Origin of the sequence: Nostoc spongiaeforme FACHB-130 (genome assembly GCF_014698475.1) — a bacterium.
GTDB classification, from domain to species: Bacteria; Cyanobacteriota; Cyanobacteriia; order Cyanobacteriales; family Nostocaceae; genus Nostoc_B; species Nostoc_B spongiaeforme.
This window is the reverse complement of record NZ_JACJTB010000040.1, coordinates 51,958-66,017: the sequence shown is the minus strand read 5'-3', so window position 1 is coordinate 66,017 and position 14,060 is coordinate 51,958. Positions and strand designations below refer to the sequence as shown.

The following is a 14,060-nucleotide window of genomic DNA, read 5'->3' as shown; positions in this document are numbered from 1 at the left end:
TTTTTCATTACGATCGCTCGCCAACTTGGTTTCCGAACTATTCCTCAAGCACAACGTGCCCTCTCTAACCAACTGCACAAAGTTTTTTCTTTCTTTGTATGAAACCACCCTGCCCAACAGTAATGACAGAGGCAGCGCACTCAGACTAATAATTACCGTGCGCCAGTTCATTAGGAAGATAATCAGGATGACTGAAACTATAATGATGCCATCACGCAGAGCTTCCTCAACGTTTTTAACCGAAGCTTCGATGAATAAATCTTGGTCAAAGGTTTTAGTAACCTTGACATCCTGGGGTAGCCCCGGCTTAATTTCTTCCATTGCTGCCTCTACAGCTTTGACAACAGTAGGAGTATCTGCCGCAGGTTGCTTAGAAACAGTTAAAATCACTGCTCGTTTGCCTTGGAATAGCCCATCTCCTCGTCTTAGCCCTGGGCCAATTTTCACCTCTGCTACCTGTTCCAGTAATACGGGTATTCCTTTAACTGCTTTAATAACTGAACGTTTAAGCTTATCAATGGATTCAATCCGCCCAATTCCCCGAATCAGTGTTTCTTGGTCAGGAGTAATCAAAAATCCTCCTGGCACGTTGACGTTAGCATTCTGTACTGCTTGGGTGACTTCGGGCAAGGATACATTGTACGCTTTGAGCTTATCTGGATCTACCAAGACTTGATACTGCCGCTCATCGCCACCATAAAGAAATACATTACTCACACCTGGGACAGCTAGTAAGCGATTTTTCACATCCCAGTTGGCAATGCGCCATACCTCCATCAAGTCGGTACTTTCAGATGAAAAAGCATATTTGACAGCCCATCCCAAAGGTGAATTTACAGGCAAGATTTCCGGCTGCTCAACTCCTTGTGGTAGTTTCACTCCTTGCAATCGCTCTGTTACTAGTTGACGCGCCCGGTAAATGTCAGTGTCCCAGCTAAAAACGGCTTTAACCGCAGAAATTCCAATAGCTGATGAAGACCGCAATGATTCCAATCCAGGTGTACCATTCATGGCACTTTCAATGGGGCGAGTCACTAAAGACTCAATTTCTTCTGGTGCGAAACCAGAAGCTTCCACTTGAATTTCTACTTGTGGCGGCGCAAAAGCCGGAAATACGTCAAGGGGCATTTGCCCGATAGAGTGGAATCCCCACAGGCTAATTAATATTGAGGCTATAACGATTAGCCACCTTTGAGCGATCGACCATTTAACAATGGAATTGAGCATTTTTGAGACCAATCAAGGGTTTTGCTTGACGATACACTGAACCCGTTTGAGATAATCTGACACTGTATTTAATTTCTCAAATGAAGATGAAATCAGGATGAAATCTAGTTTGAATATTTATGGCATAGTGTAGCTATGATTTGGTCGCTCTTATAGCTGTTCCCACATAGATATGCTAAAAGATAAATTTTCTGTGATATTGTCATCGCTCAAAAACTGCTTTTGGTACTTTGATATCCTCTACAATTGACGTAATACGCTTAGGTAGCAAGAATTTACCAAATTTGGCATATAAAGCTGGTAGAACGACTAGAGTTAGTGCCGTAGAAGTAAATAAACCACCCAATACAACTATCGAAAGTGGTTGAAGAATTTCCTTTCCCGGGCCACTCTCAATTACTAAAGGTGCTAATCCTAAAGCAGAGGTAAAAGCTGTCATCAAAATAGCATTTAGGCGTTCCATCGAGCCTTTAATCAAAACTTCTTTCAGTGGTATACCTTCAGCAAATTTGGTGTTGTAATTATCCACAAGTAACAAACCATTGCGGGTAGCAACACCAAATAAAGTGACAAAACCAACTAAAGAAGCAATAGATATCACTCCACCTGTCAAAGCTACTGAAAATATTCCTCCTACTAAGGCTAAAGGCAAATTAATCATAATCATGGCAGTCGAAGGAATAGATTTAACTGACAGATACATGATGACTGTAATTGCTACAAAAGCTATAGCACTCGAAATTAAGATATTCTGAGTTGCTCTTTCTTCTGCCTCAAATTGTCCAGCATACTGGATATAGTAACCAGCAGGTGGATGTACTTGTTGGTTAACTTTGTTTTGAATCTCATTGACAATAGAGCGTAAATCTCTACCACTAGCATTGGCAGAAACAACAATCAAACGGGATACGTTTTCTCTATTTATAGTATTAGGCCCAGTACCATTTTCAATTGCAGCAACTTGTGCTAAAGGAATCTTTTGACCGTTAGGAGTATCAACTAATAAATTGCGAATTGTATCTAAATTTTGCCTTGCATCTGGCTTTAACCACACAGCTAAATCAAAAGTTTGCTGTTTTTCTAAAACTTGAGATACTACTCGTCCATTGAGGGCGGTTTCAATAATTTCTGACAGTTTTCCTATTGTTAAACCATAGCGTGAAGCAGCAAGGCGATTGAATTTAATTTGTATTTGTTCAATCGGTATTTGGGGTTCTAGTTGTAAATCTACAATCCTATTTACGGTTTTCATTACATTATCAACTTGTTGCCCAATGGTACGGAGTTGTTCTAAGTCGGGGCCGAAGATTTTGACAGCGATCGCACTCCTCACCCCAGACAACACCTCATCCATACGATGTGAGATAAAACCGCCAATATTTGGTGCTACTCCTGGTAATTTAGCGAATTCCTGCCGTAACTTCTCAATCGTACCCTCCCTGTCTTTCATCCCTGCTTCGCTTAACTCAATATCCAAATGTGCCAAATTCACTCCAGCTGCGTCTCCATCTCCCGGCGCACGTCCAGAACGCAGTTGCACATATGGAAATCTAGCATCTCCTTTAAGTGCGTGCTGGAGTGTTTCACCAGCAGCATTAGTAGCTTCCAGAGATACCCCTGGGTAAAGAGTGAGTGTATTTACTAAAGTTTGCTCTTGAAACTCTGGTAAAAATATTCTGCCGAAAGAGGGAACAATTACAGCCGCAGCCACCAAACAAGCGATCGCTAAACCTAAAATAATTTGCGATCGCTTGAGTGAAAATGTGAGTACAGGATAGTAAAGTCGCTTAAAAAATCTCGCCACCCAAGGTTCTGTCTCTGGCAAGCGACCATGAGGTAGTAATATGGCACATAAAGCCGGAGTTACCGTCAATGCTGTGATACTTGAGGCGATAACTGCTGCCATATACCCTAATCCCATAGGGATAAAAATGCTACCTTCTACACCAGCTAAAGCAAATACTGGCGAAAACACAACTATGGTAATGATGGTAGCTCCAAATACCGAATCGCGTACTTCTTGACAACCGTCAAATACAACATCTAAAACCGGGCGCGGGTTGGGTGAATATTTATTTTCTCGCAGATTACGGTAGACGTTTTCAGCATCGACAATTGCATCATCAACGGCTGAACCAATTGCTACTGCTAACCCTCCCAAGGTCATAGTATTTAAACCTTGTCCGAGCCAATTTAGTAGTAGCACTCCTAATAATAAAGATAAAGGAAGCGCAGTTAAACAAATAGCTAGATTCCGCCAATTCATTAAAAAAGGAATCAGAATTAAAGCAACAATAACGCTACCTTCAATTAAAGCTTCTCGAACATTTTCAATAGAAGAATCAATATAGTTTTCTTGACGAAAAGTAGGTGTAACTTTGATATCTTTGGGCAATCCTGCTTGAATTTCTGACATTGCCTGTTCTATCGCACGAGTCACAGTAGGAGTATCGGCTTGAGGCTGTTTGTTAATCATTACAATAATTGCCTTTTCACCGTTAAAACTACCATCACCCCGTTTGATAGCTGCACCAATTTGCACATCAGCAACGTCAGAAATTTTGACAGGCGTACCATTACGAGCAGTAATTACTGATTGCTGTAATTCTTCAATAGATTCAATTCGCCCAATTCCTCGAATTAACTTTTCTCGGTCTGGAGTAATTAAATAGCCACCAGGAGCATTAATATTAGCAGCAGAAGCCGCTTGTTCTACATCTTCTAAAGTGACATTAAAGGCTCTTAGTTTTGCTGGATCGACTAATACTTGATATTGGCGAACATCGCCACCATACGCCACAACTTGACTGACACCAGGCACAGCTAACAGGCGATTTGTCACTTGCCAATCAACAATTCGCCGCACTTCCATTAAAGAAGTATTTTCTGATGTAAAAGCGTATTGTAATACAGTGCCGATAGGAGAACTTGTAGGGGAAATTTGCGGAGTTTCTACCCCTGATGGCAGCTTACTTTGCGCTTGTTGTAATCGCTCTGTTACCAACTGGCGAGCCTGATAGATATCAGTGTTCCAGTTAAAAATGACTTTGACAACAGAAATTCCTGCTGCTGAAGATGAGCGTACTGCTGTAACTCCCGGAGTACCGTTAATTGCACTTTCAATTGGTAAAGTTACCAAAGATTCCAATTCTTCAGGGGCGAGTCCTGGTGCTTCAGTTTGGATTTCGACTTGGGGCGGTGCAAAGCTAGGAAAAACATCCAAAGGCATTTGGATAATCGTCCGAAATATCCAAATGGTCAGGATAATTGTACCCAGGATAACTAACCAACGGCGAGCGATCGCCCATTTAATAATTGCACTCAGCATCTTTATTGTTGAGTATTTTTAGTGATGATTATGACCTTTGATTCTTCAGGCGCACGATGGTTATCATCTAGGTTTATCGAATCATTGGCAGAATTTTCTGGTATGTTGTAGGCAAGTTCTGGCGTTACTTTAACCAGTTGAGGCTTGCTGCGACGACCTGCCATGAAAGCTACAACAGCTATTGCAACTCCTCCACCTGCTCCTAGCAACCACAACGTTACTGGTAAGGTAGATTTCACCTCTGTTGTTTGGGATAGAGCTTGTGTATGTTCGTCTGCTGTTGTCTTAGTATCACCCCGCAATGATTGTGCATAAAGTTGCGGTGCGCGCACAGTCACAATCATATCCCCCTCGAATAAGCCACTCTTGACCTCAACTGTATCTCCAGAGGTTTGACCCAAGGTGACTTCAACAGGCTGATAAGCATTACCATTTTGCAGATACACAACTTTTTTACCATTCGCGTCAACTACTGCTGAAGCTGGAATGGCTAAAGTGGCAGAGGACGTTTGGTCTGTCAAGACTTCTAGCTCTGCGAACATTCCTGGTTTGAGTTGTCCGCTTGAATTATTTACTTCTGCTTGAACTGGTACAACTCTTGTTTCTCCTTCTACCACCGTACCAATTCGGGAAATTCGTCCAGAGAATGTACTATCTGGCATACTAACAACTTTTAAACTAATTCTCTGGCCAATTCTTACCTTGCTTAAATCTTTTTCATAAATGTTAGCTGTAGCAAAAAGCCGACTGTCGTTGACAATCGTCATTAATTTGCCACCCGCATCATTGAAAGTTTGACCAATAGTAACTTCTCTATCAGCAACCTTACCGGAGATAGGCGCAGTTACTGTCACTAATCCTTGAGAATTGGGGAGATTTCCCAGTTGAGCAAGTCGAGTTTGATAACTAGTATTACTACGATTAATATTTGACTTTGCTAGCTCGACAGATGCTTGAGCGCGTTTGAGTTGATTTTCTGCTCCGATAACATCCCGGCGGCTTTTGGCTTTAGTGAGTTCGGCTTTTGCTTGTGCTAACTGAGTTTGAGATTCCAAAGCATTGCGACGGGGTAAAGCGCCAGCATCAGCTAACTGCTTATCTTTGTTGTACTTTTCCTGAGCAAAGTCAACTTGACTTTGTGCTTGGGCAATTTCCGAGTCGGCTATTTGTTGATATCTTTGATAATTTTGTTGAGCCAGTCTCAAGTCGGCTTCTGCCTGCTTTAAATCAGCTTGACCTTGTGCTAATTTATCCTGAGATTCTACGCGCAATGTTACTAAATCTGGGCTGGTAACAACAGCAACAGGCTGACCTTTTTTGACTGATGCACCAGGTTCTACCAACAATTCAACTACTTTCGCCCCCTGTATTGGAGTAGTTACTTCTACTTTTTGGCTAGGAAGAGTTTCGATTTGCCCAGTAGTTTTAATGCCAATGGCTAACCTTTGACGTTGAACTGGCTCGACTTTAATCCCTAGCCGTTTGGCTGTGTCGGCATCAACTTGAATAGAATTATTAGTTGAAGTGGCTTCACTTCCTCCTTGAAATTCATTTCCATGTCCGCCATGAGCCATAACAGTTGTAGGACTTGCTAATAACAGCAGGCTCAGTAATGTGCTAGAAACACAACCAATAGCTGTAGATGTTTGAGAACGCAGAGAGTTAGACATCGCTATTAAAAGCCCTTGGATATGGGATGGAAGGAATTGCGATCGCCTTCTTCTGTCGGATACGCTACCCGAAAGGTACTGCGCTCCCTTGCAATCGCTCAAAAGTGCTTTTAAGTTTCACCAAATGCACTCTTTTACTAGTCTTTCATTGAGAAATGAAATTAGGATGAAATCAAGCTTGAACAATTGCTGAAATCACCCTACACATATCTGGAATTTAAAGGCGAAACAATACCTTTATTGGTATTGCACACTTACTTTATGCTTAATACAGATAATTTTGCTTACTGGTTATACCAAGACTTGCGCCACTGTTTCATTTGGTTAATCTCTGCTTGCTGCGAATCAATGATACTTTGAGCCAATTTCTTGATTTCAGGACGCTGAGACTTACTCAATGCATCTTTAGCCATTGCGATCGCACTTTCATGGTGGGGAATCATTGCATTTATGAACCGCAAGTCAAATTCAGTATCGGCGGCTCCTAAGTTCATATTCATCATCATGCCTTGCATCTGCTCGTGAGGCATTGGGACTGTTTTACCTGTTTTCGCATCATAAACCACTGGAGTACTACTTGCTTTGGGATACCAAGCTGTGCGCCATTGTTTCAACTGGGCAATTTCTTGATCTTGAGCTTTGATGATTTCCGAAGCTAGCTTTTTAATTTCAGGACGTTTCGATTTTTGCTGTGCTTGTTTTGCCATTTCTACCGCCCCTTGATGGTGCGGAATCATCGCATCAATAAAGCGCAAATCATAATTAGCATCGGCTGAACCTAAATTCATTGTCATGTTGTGGTTCATCGTGCCAGCACCATGATTCATCATGCCACCGTCATGATTCATCGGTTGCTTGTCACTAGTATCAGTAGCGGTGGTATTAGGGTTTGATGCTTGGTTTTGAGAATTGGTTGTAGAACAGGCTGTTAACACGCTAATGCTCAAAGAGGTAATCGCTACTAAGGCTAATGACAAAAATCTATTTATTAAATTAAACATTTGCAAAATAACTAATTATTTAGAATACACTATTGCCACTATATAGTTTGACAGACAAAAATGAAATCAGGATGAAATCTAATCTTGTTTATGGCACGCAGCAGTTCTAAAAGATAGAAATTTGTACTAAGGTTTTTAATTACAAAAATACTTATGCATACTTAAATGAAATTAGGATGAAATAGTTATAGCTAATTAGTAATAAATATTCTTTATATCACGAGACAGAGGCAAGCATATTAGTAATTTTTTAACTTAAGGGCGAAGAGGTACGAATACTACCTCTTGTAAAATTAATAACCTGAAATCGGAGGTCTAACTATGACGACAACTCAATCTCACCAATCCTTGCTTGAAACTTGCATAGAGGCTTGCTTTACTTGCCTACGCGACTGTGAAAACTGTGCCGATGCTTGCTTAAATAGCAATATGGTACAGATGATGGCTCAATGTATTAAGCTATGCCGAGACTGTGCTGATACCTGCGCTCTCTGCGCCCGTTTCATGTCGCGCAATTCGGATCTCCATACTCAAATGTGTGGAGTCTGTGCGGAAGCTTGCGATCGCTGTGCTAGCGAATGTGAAAAACACGATAGCGACCATTGTAAACGCTGTGCTGCATCTTGTCGTCGCTGTGCCGAGTCTTGTCGCCAAATGGCTACAGCTATGGTGTAAGTATGTATAATTGCTGACTGCTGCGTTGCAATTTATTTATGCTGCGGTCAGCGATCGCAATTTAAATAAAAGTACTAAACAGCATTATTATATTTTTTACTGCTTATGCTTTTAAGATACAAATATTTTATATTTAAACAAATACTTTTTATTTTTTAAATTAATTTAGATGTATTGAAATTTACTCAAATATAATATGTAATTAAATTTCTTGTTAGAAGCTGTAACTACCTATTATAAATTACTATAAAAAAGTCGTGATAATAGAAACTACGACTTTAACTAACGCCTATTTGCTAAAACAGCAAGTAGGTAATTTTTTATGAACCAACCTGAATGGTTAGAAGCAAACAAGCAGGTTTATTCCAAAGAACATGGTGTTATCCATATCGCTGCCATCATTGAGAAAAACCTTTACTTTAAAAAGGGTAGTTTAAACCAAATTATTTTTGACTGGGAGCATGAAGTCAATAGCGGTAACTTATTACCTCTAAACCAAGCACCAACAGGTAAAAGCATTCTCTACCAAGAGATAGCTGCTATACTTGACGGCTCTGGAAAGCTACAAAGCTGCGAAGTAATTCCTGCTCAAGAAGCTAAACTTTATCCCATCCCGGATGATATTCACCCTCTAGTTAAACTGGCCTTAAGTAAGTCAGGAATCACCCAACTATACTCTCATCAGGTTGAAGCATGGCAAGCTTACAAAAAAGGAGAAGATATAATTCTCCAAACTCCTACCAGCAGTGGTAAAAGTATCTCTTTTCTCATTCCAATCATTCATGAGTGTCTAAAAGGTAAATCAGCTTTAATATTCTTTAACTTGAAAGCACTTGCATTTGACCAGGTAGAGAAAATACGTTCCTTTGTTAGCCACTTAGATGAAAATATTCGCCCCCAAATTCTCAATATTAATGGAGATATTCCTCCCCAAGAGCGCAAACTACTTTACAGCAATCAACCTTCAATTTTATGCGTGACTCCTGATGTATGGAACCACGAACTTAACAACTTTCAATTCAATTCAAACTGGGGATTTAGAGAAACAATCAGAAAACTTTCAATCATTGTCTGTGACGAAATGCACTTTTATCAAGGCATATTTGGTTCGCATTTTGCACTACTTAATCGGCGAACTCAACTTATGATAGAGTCTGTCGGCAATGATATTTCAAAATTACAGTACATCTTCGCTTCTGCAACAATTAGTAACAGCAGCGAAATTGCCCAGAAGATATCTAATCGAGAAGAACAAAGTAATCTTGCTATTATTGAGCAAAGTGGGGCAAAACGCTCGGAGATTACTTTTATTAGCCTTAAAGCACGGAACAATACATTTTACCAAACTGCCCAAGTCGCAGCTATGCTCGTAAGTAAAGGCATAGTCGGGATTTGTTTCTGCGATAGTAGAGAACTGGTTAAGGTTTTAACTAATGCCATACGTAAAGCTTTAATCGAGATGCAACTGCCCCACCTGGGAGAAACTATCTCAGCATTTTATGGGAGCATGAAGGCAAATCAGCGTAACAAAATTATTGCAGATATACAAAGTGGGAAGGTCAAGTTCATTATATCTACAAGTGCTTTGGAGGCGGGTCTAGATATTGGGTGTATTGATGCAACTATCGTACATAGTTACCCCGGCTCAATTCTTGCCTTTCGCCAGAGGGCAGGACGTGCGGGGAGGCAGGAAGCAGGACTATTGGTGTTTATTCCGTCGAAAAGGTCGATTATAGATTCTTACTACGCCAATTATCCAGAACGTCTCTTATCCGATCCTCCAGAAATTATCAACTTTAACCACAATTATGAAACAACTTTGGAGCAGCATATTCTCGCTTGTTGCAAAGAAAGTAAACCGACACAAGCTCAAATTGCCCGACATTTTGGTAGTTCTGGTAATGCGATCGCCCGACAGCTAATCGGTAATAATCAACTGATCTTCAGCTACAATCAAAGACTGACAACTAATCGAAACCTCGGTTATGTCCACTCAAAAATCAAAATTAGAGGCAACACTGACCAAAACATCAGTTATATCAATCAAGATAGCGCAGAAGAGTTTGAGGAAAGTTCGGCATCTTCTGCACTAAGAGAAGTTTACCCTGGTGCAATATATCTTGCTCAAGACTTTGATGGCAACCCCGTACAGTATAAATCAAAAGAGCTAAATTTAACCGAAGGGAAAGCAATTCTCAAGCCAATTGAAGCAACCAACCTATTTAGTCGTCCTGAAGGAAGTCTAAATTTCGAGGAAATTAAAATTGTCGGGGAAGCCAAAATTATCAATCTTCCCCAAGGGGCTGCTAGATTTACACCTGTTTCAGCCAAAATCAAAGAAGAAATTTCTGGCTACAACTTGTACAGGCTGGAACAAAAATGGACTTGCACTAATAACAGATGTCGCAACTTCAATTTAAACTTACCTGGACACTTACAAACTTGCCCTGCTTGTAAAACCCAACTGATTGAACGAGAATTTGTCGAACTCTTGGAGGAAAATAAATACGAAGAATCACTTGCTCTTAACTACAATACATTCTGCGTCAGGGTTGAAATTAACGCTGATGCACGAAAATCTTTTTCAATTTTGGTCAAAAATCACAGAAAAGAGATACTTAACAAACAGAAATATATTACCAATGAGGAGAAACAACTATTTGAAAGCAATGAAGCCAAAATTTGCGTTCATACTCTCGCTCATCACCTTATACTCAGTTTACCACTTGTCGAACATGGAGCAAACAGTCGAGATATAGATTTCATGTTAGTAGAAGTGCCGTCTAATACTAAGATAGTTGGTTATTTCTTTGATACTTGTGAACATGGTACAGGTATGTGCGATACCCTCATCAAGTATTTAGAGACTGCCTTTATTAAGGCAAAGTTTCTAGTCGATAATTGTCCTTGTAAATACGGCTGCTCTTCTTGTACAACAATTCAACGTTGCCCTGATGATAACGAAGCACTGTTTAAATCAGTTGGGCTATCTCTACTAAAGGAAATAATCAATCCAACAGAGACAAGAACTATTAATCAATAGTTAAGATAATCCTATCCAGCTTGGGTAGGATTATTTTTTTAGTAATTCAACCACATACATCGCTTACGCACAAAATTGATGAAAGTTTTGAGAATAAGCGATGTACGTCGAACTATTAGCTGATTCACATCCAAACCCCAAAAGGTTTCAAATTATTCACGCACCATCATATTTACTTATAGAAACAAATTTTCAAATAGGAGATTTTGTCGAGTCTAACAATATTGATTTTATTATCAATCATGCTGTAAATCTAGGGTATCAGGTGAAAATATCCCATCCTGAAACCCAACAATATAATAAATATCTTCTTCCCAAAATCAGTGATGAACTAGCCGATTTGATAATTAATTATCCATCAGATTTAAAACTGCGAACTAATGGGATGGTTTTTGAACAAAGGGCATATTTAATGTCTAAAGTTTACGATGAAGTGTGTCAAAACCTTGAATCAAAAGCTCTTTTAAGAGAAGCAGAGTATTGGCTGATAAATTACGCACGAGAAGTAATTGCCAAAGAATGTCATTACTTACCAGATATCCTAATGAAATTAGATAACCCAACTGTGAGAGCAATGGCAATAGATACACTCATGCTCTGGCAACCAGATTGGAACAAGGCTATCTCTCAATATAGAGGAAGTAGATTTGAGGCTGGCAATAATGAGTTTGAGGTTATCAGCTACTATCACAATCAAAAAAATAAGGGTAGGGAGGGGATAATGGTACTGTGCAAGGTAACAAAAACTATGAATAACTATCTTGAATTTCCTACCTTTCCTTGCAATGCAAACTGTACTCTTGGGACTTATCAAGTAGAAAATGCACTTAACAAAAGGTTAGCTTAAAACATAATCGCCATCTGAAATATTAATCATGGACGAGCAACAAATCAACTATTTCATAACAGGTATTTGTACGTTTCACTGGAATGCTGATTTTCATAAATTCTGTCAAGTTTGCAACTTTGACCCTAACCACACCTATTCAACAGAGAAATGGCAGCAGTGGCAACAATTTGTATCCGGTATTAAAGCGTTTGACCAAAATACACTTGTTAAGCTAGTTGAAGCTGGCCATCAATTAGCACCACAGTCATAATCTCAAACCACTACGGTCACTAACGCACTCGTGCATGAATTATCGAAATAATTAGCCACATGAATTCATGCACGCCCAAATCCGTCATTTGGTATCTTCGCTTGACAACCTACCCGAAGAATGGCGAATCGTTCCTACCTTTGGTAAACGTCCTTTAGGGAAAGAATGGGAAAAAAATACTTACTCTCCCAAAGAACTACAAACTGAACTCGTCCGCCGCCGATTAAAATTTTGGACAAATAACAGATTTATCACACCCACTGGTGTAGCCTTGGTTTGCGGTTTCAATCATCCTCAAGGGTACTTAGTAGCTATTGACTGCGATGGGGAAACATCCTGGCGACAAATCATTCAAATTAACGAACACCTAGAACCAAAAGAACTTAACCAGCTAACACCCATCAGCGAAACTCCTATGGAGTTGTTACACGATCGCGCTCAAAAATATCTCCCTCCCACAATTGCATTTACCTCTGGGAGGAAATATCGCAGCCAACGCTTATACCTCATTCCCAAATCAAAAGCTTGCGATGTCAAATCTCGCAAAATCAAAACTGGGAAGGACGAACACCTGGAATTTCGAGGCAAAAACCTAGCTTCAATCCTCCCCCCGTCCTTTCATCCAGAAGGTAGAAATTACAGATGGCTTCCCGGCTGTAGTCCATCTGAACGCCAAATAGAAATAGCTCCCGATTGGGTAATTGCCCAAATGCTTGCCAAACAGGAGAAAACAAGAAAGATTAACCTACCCAACGAAAAATATAACCGCAGATATGGGGTAGACAGGTACGCTCATTTAATTCCCTCAATAGAAACCAATATTCAAACCGCACTTGTACTACTCGAAGTCATCCACCCTCGGTTTGCAGATGATTACCATTCGTGGATTCAAGTCGGGATGGCACTCAAGAGTGTTAGTCCCATTTTATTTAAGGCATGGGACACCTGGAGCCAACTTTCTCCTAAATACAAACCAGGCGAATGCGCCTACAAATGGCAGTCTTTTAACAAGACAGGTATCACTATCCGCACTTTATTTAGATTAGCCAATCTCTCTTAATCATGAATAATCAAACATCACCTGACGAGAATACAACTGACTTTGAAAATAGCTATAGCAGTAAAGATTTTAATCCTGATATTCAGGAGAATCTAAATTTAGAAGAAACATTAGATGAATCAGTAAATACTGAAGTTATAAGTCAAGATTCATCTAGCGGGATAACTTTTACCAAAACCGCCATCATAACAATTCAGTTAACACCAAATTCTGAAAAAGCAATTGTCTCAATTGGAATCCAAGATGCACCTCCAATCATAAAAATAATCCACCTAACAGACATAACATCTCAGCCTGTCATAAATAACTGGCTACAGGATTTAGAAAAATCTCTCCCAGAAATGCTAAATATTTGCAAACAAAGGATGGAAAAGCAGACTAAAGTTCAGAATCGACAGGAACAATCAAAACAAGTACAAAAGCGTAACCTACCTGAAGATAAAGATAAAAAAACTGCACCTAACAACCAACTGTCACTATTTTAATTACCATGAAGTACATTGCTATTATCGAAGGACAAGAAATTCCTCTGGATGAGGCGATCGCCCAGGATGACAATACACTCAAAACAGCTATTAGCGTCTACTTTCCAGAGTATGCTAATGCCGAAATTGAACGCCAAACAACTGATGATACAGTTTCAATTCGTTTAGTAAAAAAAGCAGGTACTAAAGGAAGTCAATTTAGAGAATTGAAAAACAGTTTTGAAGAAATAAATCCTGCACTAAAGTTAGGATGGCAGATAAAGCTTCTAGAGATAAACAGTCAAATTAGTCTCGAAAATTTAATTACCTTACAACCTGAGATAGATAAAGCTATCAAGCTCGGTCAATCTTGGGAAACCTATAGCGAAAAAGTTGCTCAAAGCCTTAAACAGCAACCTGCTATTACGAGTAAATATCCTGTACTGTAATCACAAATTTATAGCCGCTACGAGTTATAGCGGCTGATTCATT

The 14,060-nt window shown here is 39.8% G+C and carries 11 protein-coding genes; 7 read left to right on the top strand and 4 right to left on the bottom strand.

Annotated features, from left to right (window positions below; translation table 11 throughout):
* The 4 genes from H6G74_RS23770 to H6G74_RS23755 form a co-directional block, all read right to left on the bottom strand.
* On the bottom strand, positions 1-1,227 hold a 1,227-nt coding region (locus H6G74_RS23770), incomplete at its 3' end, for an efflux RND transporter permease subunit (protein WP_242051337.1).
* A gap of 202 nt (positions 1,228-1,429) precedes the next feature.
* Entirely contained in the window at positions 1,430-4,555 is a 3,126-nt protein-coding gene (locus tag H6G74_RS23765; RefSeq protein ID WP_190969994.1) for an efflux RND transporter permease subunit, read from the bottom strand.
* Positions 4,556-4,557: 2 nt separating this feature from the next.
* Positions 4,558-6,225, bottom strand: coding sequence for an efflux RND transporter periplasmic adaptor subunit (locus tag H6G74_RS23760; protein WP_190969993.1), 1,668 nt, complete (start codon positions 6,223-6,225; stop codon positions 4,558-4,560).
* A gap of 284 nt (positions 6,226-6,509) precedes the next feature.
* Positions 6,510-7,226 carry a DUF305 domain-containing protein gene (locus H6G74_RS23755; RefSeq protein ID WP_190969992.1) on the bottom strand — a complete coding sequence of 239 codons (717 nt, stop codon included), beginning with the start codon at positions 7,224-7,226 and terminating at the stop codon, positions 6,510-6,512.
* A 321-nt stretch (positions 7,227-7,547) separates the two neighbouring features.
* Here H6G74_RS23755 and H6G74_RS23750 point away from each other — a divergent pair, with 321 nt between their 5' ends.
* The 7 genes from H6G74_RS23750 (at position 7,548) to H6G74_RS23720 (ending at position 14,017) form a co-directional block, all read left to right on the top strand.
* Positions 7,548-7,901, top strand: a complete 354-nt coding sequence (locus H6G74_RS23750; RefSeq protein ID WP_096560779.1) for a four-helix bundle copper-binding protein — start codon at positions 7,548-7,550, stop codon at positions 7,899-7,901.
* A gap of 322 nt (positions 7,902-8,223) precedes the next feature.
* Positions 8,224-10,944, top strand: a complete 2,721-nt coding sequence (locus tag H6G74_RS23745; protein WP_190969991.1) for a DEAD/DEAH box helicase — start codon at positions 8,224-8,226, stop codon at positions 10,942-10,944.
* A 100-nt stretch (positions 10,945-11,044) separates the two neighbouring features.
* Positions 11,045-11,791, top strand: a complete 747-nt coding sequence (locus H6G74_RS23740) for a hypothetical protein (RefSeq protein ID WP_190969990.1) — start codon at positions 11,045-11,047, stop codon at positions 11,789-11,791.
* Positions 11,792-11,819: 28 nt separating this feature from the next.
* The gene (locus H6G74_RS23735) at positions 11,820-12,044 is read left to right on the top strand and encodes a hypothetical protein (RefSeq protein WP_190969989.1); all 225 of its coding nucleotides are present in this window, start codon (positions 11,820-11,822) and stop codon (positions 12,042-12,044) included.
* 67 nt (positions 12,045-12,111) lie between these two features.
* Positions 12,112-13,104, top strand: coding sequence for a bifunctional DNA primase/polymerase (locus H6G74_RS23730; protein ID WP_190969988.1), 993 nt, complete (start codon positions 12,112-12,114; stop codon positions 13,102-13,104).
* Between the two features lie 2 nt (positions 13,105-13,106).
* Positions 13,107-13,589 (top strand): hypothetical protein, encoded by a 483-nt coding sequence (locus H6G74_RS23725; protein ID WP_190881234.1) that lies wholly within the window; start codon positions 13,107-13,109, stop codon positions 13,587-13,589.
* A gap of 5 nt (positions 13,590-13,594) precedes the next feature.
* Positions 13,595-14,017 carry a hypothetical protein gene (locus tag H6G74_RS23720; protein WP_190881233.1) on the top strand — a complete coding sequence of 141 codons (423 nt, stop codon included), beginning with the start codon at positions 13,595-13,597 and terminating at the stop codon, positions 14,015-14,017.
* The last annotated feature ends 43 nt before the right edge of the window (positions 14,018-14,060 follow it).